The organism is Variovorax sp. PAMC28562, assembly GCF_014303735.1.
Taxonomy (GTDB): domain Bacteria; phylum Pseudomonadota; class Gammaproteobacteria; order Burkholderiales; family Burkholderiaceae_C; genus Variovorax.
Window position 1 is genome coordinate 3,640,388 of record NZ_CP060296.1, and the last position, 13,868, is coordinate 3,654,255.

General features: G+C 65.2%; 13 protein-coding genes. 4 read left to right on the forward strand and 9 right to left on the reverse strand.

Annotated features, from left to right (window positions below; translation table 11 throughout):
• The first annotated feature begins 132 nt into the window (after positions 1-132).
• The 4 genes from H7F36_RS17100 to H7F36_RS17115 are packed head-to-tail and all read left to right on the forward strand — an operon-like array spanning position 133 to position 3,590.
• Complete coding sequence (locus H7F36_RS17100) at positions 133-930, forward strand: GntR family transcriptional regulator (RefSeq protein ID WP_187051933.1); 798 nt, start codon at positions 133-135, stop codon at positions 928-930.
• Positions 927-2,021, forward strand: coding sequence for an LLM class flavin-dependent oxidoreductase (locus H7F36_RS17105; RefSeq protein ID WP_187051934.1), 1,095 nt, complete (start codon positions 927-929; stop codon positions 2,019-2,021). The genes H7F36_RS17100 and H7F36_RS17105 overlap by 4 nt, the downstream gene beginning before the upstream one ends.
• Before the next feature lie 16 nt (positions 2,022-2,037).
• Positions 2,038-2,787 (forward strand): HpcH/HpaI aldolase family protein, encoded by a 750-nt coding sequence (locus tag H7F36_RS17110; protein ID WP_187051935.1) that lies wholly within the window; start codon positions 2,038-2,040, stop codon positions 2,785-2,787.
• Positions 2,784-3,590: an alpha/beta fold hydrolase gene (locus tag H7F36_RS17115; protein ID WP_187051936.1), complete on the forward strand. Its 807-nt coding sequence runs from the start codon at positions 2,784-2,786 to the stop codon at positions 3,588-3,590. The genes H7F36_RS17110 and H7F36_RS17115 overlap by 4 nt, the downstream gene beginning before the upstream one ends.
• On the opposite strand, the gene H7F36_RS17120 is transcribed toward H7F36_RS17115, so the two are convergent.
• From H7F36_RS17120 to H7F36_RS17160, 9 genes are all read right to left on the reverse strand, one after another.
• Complete coding sequence (locus H7F36_RS17120) at positions 3,587-4,183, reverse strand: zeta toxin family protein (RefSeq protein ID WP_261802351.1); 597 nt, start codon at positions 4,181-4,183, stop codon at positions 3,587-3,589. The two genes, H7F36_RS17115 and H7F36_RS17120, sit on opposite strands and share 4 nt — an antisense overlap.
• Positions 4,180-4,512, reverse strand: coding sequence for a ParD-like family protein (locus tag H7F36_RS17125; RefSeq protein WP_261802352.1), 333 nt, complete (start codon positions 4,510-4,512; stop codon positions 4,180-4,182). Before H7F36_RS17125 ends, H7F36_RS17120 begins: the two co-directional genes overlap by 4 nt.
• An 87-nt stretch (positions 4,513-4,599) precedes the next feature.
• The gene (locus H7F36_RS17130; protein ID WP_187051937.1) at positions 4,600-6,246 is read right to left on the reverse strand and encodes an ATP-dependent acyl-CoA ligase; all 1,647 of its coding nucleotides are present in this window, start codon (positions 6,244-6,246) and stop codon (positions 4,600-4,602) included.
• Positions 6,236-6,967, reverse strand: a complete 732-nt coding sequence (locus H7F36_RS17135) for an ABC transporter ATP-binding protein (protein ID WP_187051938.1) — start codon at positions 6,965-6,967, stop codon at positions 6,236-6,238. The genes H7F36_RS17130 and H7F36_RS17135 overlap by 11 nt, the downstream gene beginning before the upstream one ends.
• Positions 6,964-8,745 carry an ABC transporter permease subunit gene (locus H7F36_RS17140; RefSeq protein WP_187051939.1) on the reverse strand — a complete coding sequence of 594 codons (1,782 nt, stop codon included), beginning with the start codon at positions 8,743-8,745 and terminating at the stop codon, positions 6,964-6,966. The genes H7F36_RS17135 and H7F36_RS17140 overlap by 4 nt, the downstream gene beginning before the upstream one ends.
• Positions 8,742-9,797 carry a branched-chain amino acid ABC transporter permease gene (locus H7F36_RS17145; RefSeq protein WP_187051940.1) on the reverse strand — a complete coding sequence of 352 codons (1,056 nt, stop codon included), beginning with the start codon at positions 9,795-9,797 and terminating at the stop codon, positions 8,742-8,744. The genes H7F36_RS17140 and H7F36_RS17145 overlap by 4 nt, the downstream gene beginning before the upstream one ends.
• 55 nt (positions 9,798-9,852) lie before the next feature.
• Positions 9,853-11,016: an ABC transporter substrate-binding protein gene (locus tag H7F36_RS17150; RefSeq protein WP_187051941.1), complete on the reverse strand. Its 1,164-nt coding sequence runs from the start codon at positions 11,014-11,016 to the stop codon at positions 9,853-9,855.
• 45 nt (positions 11,017-11,061) lie between these two features.
• Positions 11,062-12,399, reverse strand: a complete 1,338-nt coding sequence (locus tag H7F36_RS17155; protein WP_187051942.1) for an aromatic ring-hydroxylating dioxygenase subunit alpha — start codon at positions 12,397-12,399, stop codon at positions 11,062-11,064.
• 224 nt (positions 12,400-12,623) lie between these two features.
• The gene (locus H7F36_RS17160) at positions 12,624-13,778 is read right to left on the reverse strand and encodes an ABC transporter substrate-binding protein (protein ID WP_187051943.1); all 1,155 of its coding nucleotides are present in this window, start codon (positions 13,776-13,778) and stop codon (positions 12,624-12,626) included.
• Positions 13,779-13,868 lie beyond the last annotated feature (90 nt).

Below are 13,868 nucleotides of genomic sequence, written 5' to 3' on the forward strand. Positions count from 1 at the left end.
TGATGGGTCTGAAGGAACCGGTGGCCAAACGCTTGCAAGCATCGCGCCATTGAATCGCCCAAAGAGGCGATTGGACAAATGAAAATATACTGTATACAGTTTCCAGATGCAAGAAACGTTCCGTGGGAATCAATGAAAAAAGCAGCGCCGACGATGGCTGCCGCCAGGGCCGCGCCCAAACCGCTGGCCCGCGCGGAAACTTTGGGCGACCGCATCTACGACGAGTTGCGCAAGCGCCTGCAGCACACGCCGCTCCAGCCTGAAGAGCGACTTGTCGATGTCGAGGTTGCTGCTGCCTATGGCACTTCGCGCATGCCGGCGCGCGACGCGTTGCTGCGTCTCGTGAACGAGGGCTATCTGGTCGGCACGACGCGCGGCTTCGTGGCGCCGACACTGAGCCTCGACGACGTGCGCGACATCTTCCAAGTACGCCGCCTGCTGGAGCCTGCGGCCATCGCGAGCGTGGCGCCCAACGTGGATGCAACGGCAAAGCAGGAACTGACGCTGGCACTCAAACGGGCACGCCAGGCGGCCGCGAACAACGACGACGAAGAGATGGCCTTGGCGAACATGGCCTTCCGCCAAGCGTGGCTGAGCCGGGTCAAAAACCAGCGCCTTGCGAACACCATAGGGCGCTTCGTCGACCATGTGCAGACCGTGCGCATGCTCACTCTGGTGAACAAAAAAACCCGACAAGTGGTGGTCGATGGTCTGTCCAAGCTTCACGCGGCGCTCGCCAAGCGGGATGCGGCACTCGCGTTCAAAGCCATGGAGCGGTTCATGGCCGATGCACAGGCCGCGTACTTCTCGACGCACGAAACGGTGCACGGCGAAGCCACGGCTGGAGCATCTTCCGCACCTGGAACTGCTGCAACCAAGGCCACTACGGCCCGCAAAAGCCATTCGGCCTCCAGGGATCTCATCGCATGAATCACTTGCACCCGCTCAAGGGCCCCAATCGTTTCAAGCTTGGCGTGTTCTCCGCCAATGCGGATGGAGGCCTCGCCATCACCGACGTGCCGGAGCGCTGGCGCGCGCGGTGGGACGACAACCTCAACGCGGCGGGCATCGCAGACCGCGCGGGCCTGGAGTTCTTTCTGCCCATCGCGCGGTGGCGCGGCTTCGGTGGCAAGAACCATGTGCGCGAGTGGTCCTTCGAGACCTTCACCTGGGCGGCCGGACTCGCTGCGGTCACCAAGCAGATCGGCCTGTTCATGACGGTGCATGTGCCCCTGCTGCATCCCGTGTATGCGGCCAAGGCATTGGCGACGGTCGATCACATCAGCAACGGGCGCGCCGGGCTCAACATCGTCTGTGGCTGGAACCCTGACGAGTTCGCGATGTTCGGCGCCAAGCTCAGCGACGACGCCTATGGCCAGGCGGCGGAATGGCTGGAAGTGATCGAGCGCTGCTACGGCGATCATCAGCCGTTCGACTTCCAGGGCAAGTACTACGCGCTCAAAGGCGTCGTCAGCCGACCCGCAAGCATTCAGGTGCCGCGACCGCTCACCATGAATGCGGCCTTTGGCGCACCGGGGCGCGACTTTGCGGCAAAGAACTGCGACTTCCTGTTCTCCACCTTCTCCAACATCGAAGATGGCCGCAAGCACTACGCCGACATCAAGGAGCGCTCCAAGCTGCAAGGCCGCGACGTCGGCATTTACACCGTATGCCACGTCGTCTGCCGCGAGACGCAAAAGGAGGCAGACGACTACTACGAGCGCTATGCGGTAACGCTGGCCGACCATGGCGCCGTCGACAACCACATGGCGCAGAAAAAGGAGTTCTCGAACTCGCACGACAAGAATGCGTTCGACCTCTATCGCAAGCGCTTCGCGGGGGGCGCCGGAACTTACCCGCTGGTCGGCACGCCCGAGAAAATCGTCGAGGATCTTGTCAAGATTTCCAAAGAAGGCTATGCCGGTGCAGCGCTCACCTTCGTCAACTACACCTACGAGTTGCCGTTCTTCTGCGACCGTGTCTTGCCGCTGATGAAGCAGGCCGGACTCCGCGTTACCTGAAGCCGTCAAACCACCCATGTTCAATCCCACACAACCCACTCTCAAAGCGCGCATTGCCGGGGGCGACTGCATCGCCGTCTCGTGGCTCGCACTCGGGTCGGCAGCGCTCGTCGAAGCCGCCGCGCGCGCGCAGCCCGACGCCATCGTCATCGACATGCAGCACGGCCTCTGGGATCGCCGCGAGCTGGAGGCCGCGATCGGCGTGGTGCCGAGCCACATCCCGGTGATCGTGCGTGTCGCCGACAACTCGGCCACTGCGATCGGCATGGCACTGGACGCAGGTACAGAAGGCGTGATCGTCCCCTTGGTCGAAAGCGCCGAGCAATGTCGCCACGCCGTGCGCTGCGCCAAGTACCCGCCGCACGGCATTCGGTCCGCAGGCGGCGTGCGCCCGTTGATGGATTTCGGCACGTACCTCGAAGGCGCAAAACACATCGCCGTGATGGTGATGATCGAGACGGCGGCCGGCCTGGCCAACGCGCGGGAAATTGCTGCCGTCGAAGGACTGGACATGGTCTTCATCGGTACTGGCGATCTCGCGCTGTCGCTCGAAATCGGTGCAGGCGATGCATCGAAACATGCAGAGGCCTGCGCCGAAATCAAGCATGCCTGCGACGACGCTTCAGTGCCATGCGGCGCATTCACCGGCACGACCGATGCAGCGCTCCAGCGACGCGAGCAAGGCTACCGAATGGTGGTCGCAGCCAACGACATCGATGTCGTGGTTCAAGGTTTCAAGCGCGCGACCGCAGCCCTTGCATCATGACCATCGATCGCCAGTTCGTGCCGACCCGATCGGGCCGCATTCACATCGCCAGCGCTGGCCAGGGGTTCCCGGTTCTGCTGCTGCACCAGACGCCGCGGTCGTGGGACGAGTACCGCGATGTGCTGCCGTTGATCGGTGCGCGCTACCGCGCCATCGCCATGGACACGGCGGGCTTCGGTGACTCGGACCCGTTGCCGGCCGCTGACAACACGATCGAGCGATGGGCCGAAGTCGCTTTCGACCTGCTGGATGCATTGGGCTTGCAACAAGTGGCCTTGGTCGGGCATCACACCGGCGCGGCCGTGGCCCTGGAGATGGCGGCGAGCCGGCCTGAACGCGTCAGTGCGCTCGTCTTGTCGGCATGTCCTTTCGTCGACGCGCCGCGCCGCGCCGCGCATCACGGCAAGCGAATCATCGACGAGGTCGAGCGCATGCCCGGCGGCGAGCATCTGACCGAGCTGTGGCAACGGCGCATGCCCTTTTATCCGCCATGCGACCACGCTTTGCTAGAACGCTTCATCGCCGACGCTTTGAAGGCAGGCGACCTCGCCGTCGAAGGCCACCGCGTGGTGAACCGCTACGCGATGGAGACAAGAACGCCGCTGGTGACCAGCCCCACGCTGGTGCTCGCCCCGACCGAAGACCCGCATGCTTTTCCGGCAGCGCCACGCGTCGCACAAGCCATCGCCGGCAGCCGGCTGCTGAACATCGAGCACGGCATGGTGCCACTGCCTGATCAGATGCCTGGTGTTTTTTCCGAAGCCGTGATGGAGTTCCTCGCGACGTTGAAATTGCCCGGCTAGCCGAAAGCGCGCAGTTCTTCTGCATAGAGCAATTCAGCCCAGTCCGGTATCGCGCTTGCAGTCGCGGTGATGCGCCCTGCCTTGAAACTCAGAATGCGCTGCGGGGAGACGTTGAGCCGCGAGTTGTCGAACACAAAGGCGAAGTCGGCGCGCAGCACCGCTTGGCGGATCAAGGGCTGATTGCGGTCGTAGCGCTCGCGGATCTTGTCTTCGGGCACATCGTGACCGCCCTCACCCACCCTTAGCGCCACTCGGCTGACCGACAACTCAGGCTTGCCTAAGTTGACGTGGTAAAGCACGACTCGAAAGCCGGCACGCCTGGCGTCATCGACTAATTCCAGTTTCGACGGATGCGAGAACGTCGATTCAGAAACGAAGCTGAGTCCCTGCTTGAGCGCCAGCCGCCGCCGGTTTTCTGCTATGCCGGCCGCGGTGTACGCCGCAGACATCGACGCGTCGCGCAGTTCGTCGCGCTGGATCAGGTCGGCATTGATGAAAGGCGCCTGGATACGAGGTGCGATCGCCAGCTCGTAGAGCGTCGACTTGCCGGCGCCGTTCGGTCCGGCCAGCAAAAACATCGTTGCGCGGCTCACTGGCCGCCGGTTGGCCGGACTGCTTTGCCGAACTCCAGGTTGCCGTCGTCATCGAGGCCCACGCCGAGACCCTTTCGTTGCCGCTTGCGCCAGAAATCCTGTTCAACCGCGGTGGCTGGAGCGTCACCCATGCGTTCGATGAAGGCGTCCTGCTCGGCATCGCCGAGGGTGTCGAGCGCCAGCGGCTCAAGACCGCGCAGCGCCAGGTCGACCTTCGAATAGCCGATGGTCGGATCGCGTTCGATCGCGCGACCGATACGGATCCAATGCTCGGCCTGCCCCGAGATCGACCGGCTGTTCACCCGCGCAGCATCGCGCAAGGCGTCCATTTCTAGATCGGAAATTTTTACGGCTTGTGCCATCATCGCTCCAGCGGTTCCTTAATGAAACCTTGGGTTTAATTATGGCACCACGATTCAAATTGCGCTTTCAGGCCGACCTCCCGATTTGGCCGGCTGGCCGTCCCAGGTCTGCGGCCCCACGCCGCGCTCGCGCAGCTTGAATTTCTGGACCTTGCCGTTCTCGGTGCGCGGCAGGTCGGGCAGCACGTCGATGTAGCGCGGCACCGCGAAGTACGGCAGCCGGCTCGTACAAAACTCGATGAGATCAGTGAGGTCGATCCGCACACCCTCGCGTGCCACCAGCGCCGCCATCACTTCGTCTTCGGCCAATTCGGATTGCACCGGATACACCGCACAAGACGCGACCGCCGGATGACTGGCCAACACCTGCTCGACCTCGAAAGATGAGATGTTCTCGCCACGACGGCGGATCGCGTCCTTGATGCGATCGACGAAACGGAACGCCCCGTCGGCATCGCGCACTACGCGGTCGCCGGTGTGAAACCAGAGATTGCGCCAGGCCTCGACGGTTTTCTCCGGCATGTTGAAGTAGCCGCTCGCGAAGGCGTAAGGCTCGTCTGCACGCAGCAGCAATTCGCCGGCCTCGCCGTCCGGCACGGGCGCATCGTCTTCGTCGGCGACACGCGCCTCGAAGCCCTCGCGCAGCCAGCCCATCACACCGCCGCGCGGCGACGCCGGCGCGGTGGCGATGGCGAAGTTGGTCTCGGTCGAGCCATAGCCTTCGAGCAGCGTCACGCCGGTGCGCGCCGTGAAGACCTGCCCCGCCGCGGGTGGCACGCCGGGCCCGAGTCCGATGCGGACGGAATGATTGCGCTCTCCTTCCCCCTCCGGCGGGGCCAACAGGATGGGAACCATCGCACCGAGCAAATAGACCACCGTCGCGCCGTTCGCGCGCATCGACGGCCAGAAACCCGATGCCGAGAAGCGCAATTCGAAGACTGCCTGCGCACCCGTCAGTGCAGCCTGCGCGAAGGTGTTGAGTGCATTGATATGAAAGAGCGGCAGCGTCGTGCAGAGCACGTCGTCGCGGCCGACACCCAGCACCTCGGCGCTGTTCACGCCCCACCAGAAATACTGCGCATGCGGGCAGATCACGCCTTTGGCAGGGCCGGTGGTGCCCGAGGTGTAGAGGATGGCGAGCGGGTCGCCAGGCTGCACGGCGGCGGGCGGATTGGCTTGCGCGCTTTCGGCGCCGTGGACGCCTTCCGGATAGCGAGAGACACGCACGCCGGGCGGCAGCTCGCGCGAAGCAACGATCGCTTCCACCTCGCCGACGTCGCCGACCACCCATATCTCGCGCAACCCCGTGCGACCGAGGTCTGCCATCTTCAGCCGCTCGACGCAACCGGCACCGATCACCAGCAGCTTCGCCTCGCTGTTCGAAAGGACGTATTCGATCTGCGGACCCATCGATGCCGTGTTGACGGGAACGACCACCGCGCCGAGCCAGCCCGCACCAAGAAAAGTCTCGATGAACTCGATGCAGTTGCCCGCCATTACTGCGATGCGGTCGCCTCGCACCACACCGGCCTGCGCGAGTGCGGCCGCCCGAACGGCGGCCGCTGCAGCCGCATCGCGATGCGCCCACTGCCGGCCCGCCACCTTCAACAGCGGACGCGCACCGAACAACGCGGCCTGCCGTTGCAGCATCGCAGGCAGGGTGCGCTGCGCGGGTGGCAGCGCGCGCAGCTCACTCGTCATCGTGCGTGCCTCCGCCGAGGTAGGTCGCCTGCACGCGCGGATCGCTCGCCAGTTCGGCCGATGCGCCGGAGAGCGCGATCTCGCCCGTCTCCAGCACGTAGCCGTGGTCCGACGATTCGAGCGCGGCGCGCGCGTTTTGCTCCACCAGCAGGATCGAGACGCCTTCGTCGCGCAGCGATCGCACGATGGTGAGGATGTCGCGCACGATCAGCGGCGCCAGGCCGAGGCTGGGTTCGTCGAGCATCAAAAGGCGCGGTGCCGACATCAGCGCACGACCGACCGCCAGCATCTGACGCTCGCCGCCCGAAAGCGTGTCGGCGCGTTGCGAGCGGCGCTCCGCCAGCCGCGGAAACCGGTCGTACACCGCTTGCAGTTGCCGCTTCATCGCATCGCTGCGCAACTTCTTGGCGTAGGCGCCGAGTTGCAGGTTGTCGAGCACCGTCAGTTCGCCGAAGAGCTCGCGCTTTTCCGGCACCAGGCACAGGCCGCGTTCGACACGCGATTCGACGTCGAGCCCATGCAGGTCTTCGCCTTCGAAGCGCAGCACCCCTTTGCTCGGCAGCAGGCCCATGGCCGCGGCCAGCAGCGTGGTCTTGCCCGCACCGTTCGGCCCGATCACCGAGATGATCTGCCCCGGTTGCAGGGCGAGCGAGACGCCTCGCACGGCCTCGACCTGTCCGTAGCCGACATGCAGCTCGCCGATTTCCAACATGACCGTCATACGACGCTCCCCAGGTAAGCCGCCTGCACGCGCTCGTCCGCACGCACCACGGCGGGCACGCCCTCGACCAGCTTCGAGCCGAAGTTCATCACCACCAATCGGTCCACCAGTTTCATCACGAAGTCCATGTCGTGCTCCACGATGAGGATGGTCACGCCCTCCCCCTGCAGCTTGCGCAGTAACGCGCCGAGCGCCATTTTTTCCTTGCGGCGCAGTCCGGCCGCAGGCTCGTCGAGCACCAGCAACACCGGGTCGGCGGCAAGCGCTCGCGCGATCTCCAGAATGCGCTGGGTGCCCAGCGGCAGGCTGCCGGCCATCTCGTGCGAGCGGTCGCCGAGGCCGATGCGATCGAGCTGGCGCTGTGCTTCCTGCAGCACCTGGTGTTCTTCGGCACGGTCGAGCCGGAGACCGGCCTTGAGCACGCCGGCACCGGTCCGCGCATAAGCACCCAGCGCGACGTTGTCGAGCAGGCTCATGTGCGGTCGCAGCTTCACGTGCTGGAAGGTGCGCGCCAATCCGAGTCGCGCAACCTGGCGTTGCGGCAGGCCCGCGATGTTCTGGTCCATGAAGCGCACCTGGCCCGAAGTCATCGGCAGGGTGCAGGTCAGCAGGTTGAACATGGTCGACTTGCCCGCGCCGTTGGGGCCGATCAGTCCGATGATCTCGCCCGCAGCGACGTCGAAACTCACCTCGTTGACTGCGATCAATCCACCGAAGCGCTTGACCACGCCCTGCACCGACAGGATCGGCGTGCCACGCGCCGGCAGCGTGCGTTGCGCCAGCGGCGTGACCGGCTTGACCGGCGCCGTCGACGGCTGCGCTGCCCAACGCCCGCGCGTCCAGCGTCGCACGAAGCCCATCAGCCCGCCGCGCGCGAAGTGCAGCAGCAGGATGAACACCGCGGCGAAAGCAATGGCTTCGAGCTGCCCTGCGCGTTGCGTGAGCAGCGGCAACAAGTCCTGCAGGCCGTTCTTCAACAGCAACACCAGCGCTGCACCGACCAGCGCACCCACCAGTTGACCGAGCCCACCGGCCACCGCCATCAGCAGGTACTCGATGCTCGCGCGCACGTCGAAAGGCGATGGGCTCACGAAGCGGTTCATGTGCGCATAGAGCCAGCCGGCGAGACCTGCGAACAGCGCTGCGGTGACGAACAGCGTGAGCCGCACGCGGTAAGCATCGGCACCCACGCTCGCCAGCAGCGTGGCACCGCCGCGCAAACCACGTATCGCACGGCCGGGTCGCGAACTCAGCAGGTTGCGGCTGAACAAAAAGGCCAGTCCGACCAGCGCCCAGATCAGGTAGTAAATGGCACGCGGCTCGGCCAGCGACCAGCCCGCGATGCGCAGTGCCGGGATGTTCGAGAGCCCGGTGTGGCGCCCGAGCGCCTCGACGTTACCGAAAAGCATCGCGATCGACAGGCCCCACGCGATCGTGCTCAGCGAAAGAAAGTGCCCGCCCAGGCGCAGCGTCAACATGCCGATCGCGAGGGCCGAGATTCCCGTGAGCGCCAGCGCGAACAGGAGCCCGATCCACGGCGACATACCCTGCGTGGTCGTGAGCCACGCACTGGCATACGCCGCGATGCCGACGAAGGCGGCCTGCCCGAAAGAGGTCGACCCGCCGATGCCGGTGAACAGCACCAGTCCGAGCGCGACCAGCGCGCCGATGCCCACATCGTTGAGCAGCGACACGGTGAAGTTGCCGGCCACCCGCGGCACCAGCGCGAGCAGCAGCACGATGGTCGCCGTCATGAACATGCGGTTGCGCGGTGTCATTCGTCCACCTCTTCCTGCTCTTCTTCCTGGTGGCGCGACAGGTACGAGCGCAGCATCAGGACGGGGATCAGAAGGCTGAACACGATCACGTCTTTCAGTGCGCCGCTCCAGAACGATGCGTAGCTTTCGACCAGGCCGACGGCGAGTGCGCCGAGGGCGGTCACCGGGTAACTCACCAGCCCACCGATGATCGCGGCGACGAAGGCCTTCAGCCCGATGATGAAGCCCGAGTCGTAGTACATGGTGGTCACCGGCCCGATCAGGATGCCGATGAGTCCGGCGAGCAGCGATGCGCTGCCGTACGCCATGAGGGCGGTGCGTGCAGGACGAATACCGACCAGCCGCGCACCGACGCGGTTCACCGCGGTCGCGCGCAGCGCCTTGCCGGCGACAGTGCGTTCGAACACCAGAAAGAACAGCCCGCTCAACACGATGGCGGAGCCGACCATCAGCAGCACCTGCCCGCTCACCACGAAGTTGTCGCCCAGCGTGAACACGCCGCTGGCCAGCGGTTCGGTGCGCGAACCCTCGGGGCCGAAGAACAGCAGGCCGAGTCCCGACAGCAGGAAGTGCAATGCGAGGGAGACGATCAGCAGCACCAGCACCGACGCATCGGCGATCGGCTGGTACACCACGCGCGCCAGCAGCGGCGTGATCGGCACGATGAGCAGCAGCGTCGCGGCGATCTGCACCAGCGCCGGCATGCCCGGCCGTGCCGCCAGCCAGGCCAGCAGGCACGGCACGAGAGGCAGCACACCCCAAGCGAGCAACGCCTTGGGCATGCGCGCCACTTCGCCGCGGCGCCACAGGCTGCCGAGTTCAGTGGCGGTCGCCAGCACGGCCAGCACCGCCACGAGGCCGATGGTCGGCGGCACGCGGCCGGTCTGGAACGCGGCGAGGGTGAGCGCCGCGAACGCGGTCACGTCGCCGAAGGGCACGAAGACCACTCGCGTGACCGAAAAGATCAGCACCAGGCCCAGGCCCGCGAGCAGGTAGACCGAGCCGTTGGCCAGCCCGTCCATCGCCAGGATGAGCGCGACGTCCCAGGTCATAGGGTCATCCTTTGCGTCTGCATCGCTCGTGCTTTGCCGAGTTCGCCGCGTCCGCTCAAGGGGCCAGCTTCCACTGGCCGTTGTCGAGCTTGACGATCACGCGAGCGCGCTCGTCCACGCCGTAGAGCGCGCCGGGCTTGAAGTTGTAGACGCCGTGCGTACCGACGATTTCCTTGCTGCTGAGAATCGCGTCGCGCAGGGCCAGGCGGAACTCGGGCGTGCCGGGCGCGGCCTTGGGCATGGCCCGCGCGGCAGCGTCGAGGAACACCAGCCAGGCGTCGAACGAATAGGCCGAGAACGCATCGGTGGTCGGCGCGTTGTTGACCTTCTGGTAGACCGTGCGGAAGTCGAGAGCGATCTTCTTGGTCGGGGCGCTGTCCGGCAATTGTTCGGCCACGATCACCGGGCCGGTCGGCATCAGCGAGCCTTGCGCCGAAGCACCGGCCACCCGCACGAAGTCGGGGTTGATCAGGCCATGCTGCCCATACACGCCGCCCTTGAAGCCACGCTCGGCCAGCGCCAGGAAAGGCAACGCGCCAGGCGTGCCGGCACCGCCTGTCATGACCGCGTCGGGACGCATGGCGACGATCTTCAGCACCTGCCCGGTCACCGACGAGTCGGCCCGCGCATAGCGCTCGTTGCTGAGTACCTTGATGCCGGCAGCCGGTGCGGCCTTCATCAGCGCGTCGTACACGAGGTCGCCCCAGACATCGGAGAAGCCGATGTAGCCGACCGTCTTCACGCCGTTGCGCTTCATGCGCTCGACCACGGCATCGACCATCAGCTGGGTCGGCTGCGCCACGGTCACGGCCCACGGGTTCTCGATCGGGTCCCACGAGATCGGCGTGAGCGCGATCATCGGCGTCTTGCTGTCGCGGCCGACCTGGGCGATGGCCACGGCCGACGGCGCGCCCGAGGTGCCCATCAGCACGTCGACCTTTTCTTCTTCCACCAGCTTGCGCGCATTGCGGCCTGCCGCCGTCGGGTCGGAGCCGTCGTCCAGCACGACCAACTGGATCTTCACGCCGTTGAGTTCGCCCTTGTAGGCCAGCGCGGCCTGCATGCCCTTGGCGTAGGGAATGCCGATGGAGGAGTTGGGGCCAGACAGCGAGGTGCTGAGTCCGACCTTGAGGTCGGCCGCCAGCGCGGTCATCGCAAAGCCGATGGCGAGTGCCGCTGTGAGCGCGCCGCGTGTCAGGGTCGGGATCAGGTGCTTCATGGTGTCACTCCTCTTGGGTTGAATTGGAAAGATGGAAACGCGGGATCAAGTGGACGTTGCGGATGCGGATACCGATGCGGGTGCCATGTAGCGGGCCCATGCGCGGAACTGGTTGCGCATCAGAAGCTCGTTGGTGCCGTTGGTCGTGACGGTGCCCTGCCCGATCTCGGCGGCGTCGAAATTGCGGTGCAGGCTGACCCAGTCGTTGCCGTTGGCCGCGAGGCCGCGCTGCATGCTTTCGAACAGGTGCACGTCGTCGTGCGCGACGACAGACATCGGCGAGAAGACGAGCCGGTTGTAGGTCATCGCACGCTGGAACAGCACCTCGGGTGCGCCGGCGGCGCGAAAGCTCCAGGCCTCGATCAAGGTGCGGTTGGCGGCCAGCGGCCGGATCACGCGGATGGCCTGCGGCGAGCCCTTGACCGACAGGCTCGGATAGAAAACCGAGTTCTGCGGCGACCGCTCCAGGATGTCGGCCGCACGCTGCTCGCCGTGCGCGGCACGCATCGCAGCCTCGTACTCCGGCAGCTGCGCATAGCCGGAGTGAATGCTGAAGTTGACGCCCAGAATGCTGTGGCCGTTGGCGAACACACGGCCGCCCATCTTGTCGAAGAAATCGTAGCCGGCACCGAACGGCAGGATCTGTTCCATCGCCATCGGCTTGGGCTCGTCGGCATCGTGCGTCGCCCAGACCGACTTCGCAGCCTGTGTCGCCGACTCGTGCGTCGACATCGGATGCACGGTGTCGTTGATGTTCTCCAGGTACATCTTCCAGTTGCAATGGATGATGCTGCGCAACACGCCACCGCCGACCGTCAGCCGGCCCTCGGGCGAGCGGTCGACCATGTTGTTGATGGCCTGTTTGACGTCGCCGAAGTAACTGTCGAAGTCGATGCCCTCCTCGGCCATCCGAACGAAGACGAAGTCGCGGTAGACCACGGTGTTCCTGACTTCGACCAGGCCCTGGCCGGATTCGCACTCGGTCAGGCGCGTGCCTTCGTAACCGCTCTTCAGCGGCATGCCGAGCGGTGCGCCATCGAGCTTGTAGGTCCAGGCGTGGTACGGGCAGCGAAAGAACTTGCCGGTGTTGCCGTGCTCGTCTGTGACAAGGCGGCTGCCTTTATGGGCGCAGCGGTTGTAGAACACGCGCACGCAGCCATCCGGTTGGCGGACCAGCATGACCGGTTTGCCTGCGAGTTCGAGTGCCCAGTAGTCACCGGTGTTCGGTACTTGACTCGTGTGGCCGGCGTAGAGCCACGTGTTCGCGAACAGCCGCTCTTGCTCCAGTGCGAACAGTTCGTCACTTAGGTACAGGTCGCGGTGGACGCGGTCTTGATCGACCAGTGCTGCGATGGCTTGTGGGTTGTCGCGGTAGTTCGACATGTCAATGCCTCCGTAACTGGGTGCGGGTGCATTCGTTGGCTCGTGCCGAGGCCACCGATACGGGCGCTACGAGATCGCGTCGATGGTGTGCTCCCCGCAGCGAAATAAAGGAGGAGGCCCAAGGCCGGGGGACATTCGCGGAGGGGAGTACGCCGCCGGCGTGATCCCACCCCGTGCGCAACAAGCGCACCACCAAACAACGAGAACGAGCGCCGGTCTTCATCTCAAGGAGCCAGCTTCCACTGACCCTTCTCCATCTTCACCATGACCACGCCACGCTTGTCGGAGCCGTAACGGTCGTCCGGCTTGAAGTTGTAGACACCGTGCGTGCCGACCAACTCCTTGGTGCTCATGATCGCGTCGCGCAATGCCGTGCGGTAGGCGGCTGTGCCGGGCTCGCCCTTGGTGCGCTTGGCTGCATCGCCGAGCAGCAGGTACGAGTCGTAGGTGTATGACGAAAAGGCGTCGTTGGGTGGCGCGCCGTTGAGCTTCTGGTAGGCGGCGCGGAAGTTCATCGACACGGCACGAATCGGGTTGTCGGCGGCGAGCTGGTCGGCCACCAGCACAGGGCCGCTCGGCACTTGCAGACCTTCTATGGAGGCGCCGCCCACTCGCACGAAGTCGGCGTTGATGAGGCCGTGGGTGCCGTAGAGGTGACCTTTGTAGCCACGCTCGGTCAATGCCAGGTACGGCAGCGCGCCGGGGGTGCCGGAGTTGCCGGCAAACACGGCATCGGGGCGCAGCGCGGTGATCTTGAGGATCTGGCCGGTGACCGATGCGTCGGCGCGCGCATAGCGTTCGTTGGCGACGATCTTGATGCCGGCGGCGTCGGTGCTCGTCTTCAGCGAGTCGTAGGCCAGGTCGCCGAGTGCGTCGGAGAAGCCGATGAAGGCGACCGTTTTCACGCCTGCCTTCTGCATGCGCTCGACCACCGCCGAGACCATCAGCGGGAAAGATTGCGACACCGTGACCGCCCACGTGTCGGCGCCGCCGGCGATCGTCACCGGCGTGGGCGAGATCAGCGGCACGTTGAGTTCTTTCGCGACCGCGGCGATGGCCATGGCACCGGGCACACCGGAGGTGCCGATGAGCACGTCGACCTTGTCTTCGACCACCAGCTTGCGGGCGTTGCGGCCGGCGGTCGTCGGGTCGGATGCGTCGTCGAGGACGATGAGCTCGACCTTGTGGCCGGCCAGCATCGGACTTTCGGCGATGGCAGCGCGGATGCCTTTTTCGTACGGGATGCCGAGTGCGGACACCGGGCCGGAGAGCGAACTGATGAAGCCGATCCTGAGGTCGGCAGCCATCGCGGCGGCCGAGAGTCCCATGGCGATGCCGAGTGCCACGGCGGTGCGGGTCATGTTTTCGATCGATGTCATGGGTGCCCTTTCAGAGGAATATGAAGTTCGAAACATTGAGGTGTCAACAATATTGGCGTGTCATGGCATCGAATTCGAAGCATGGATGTC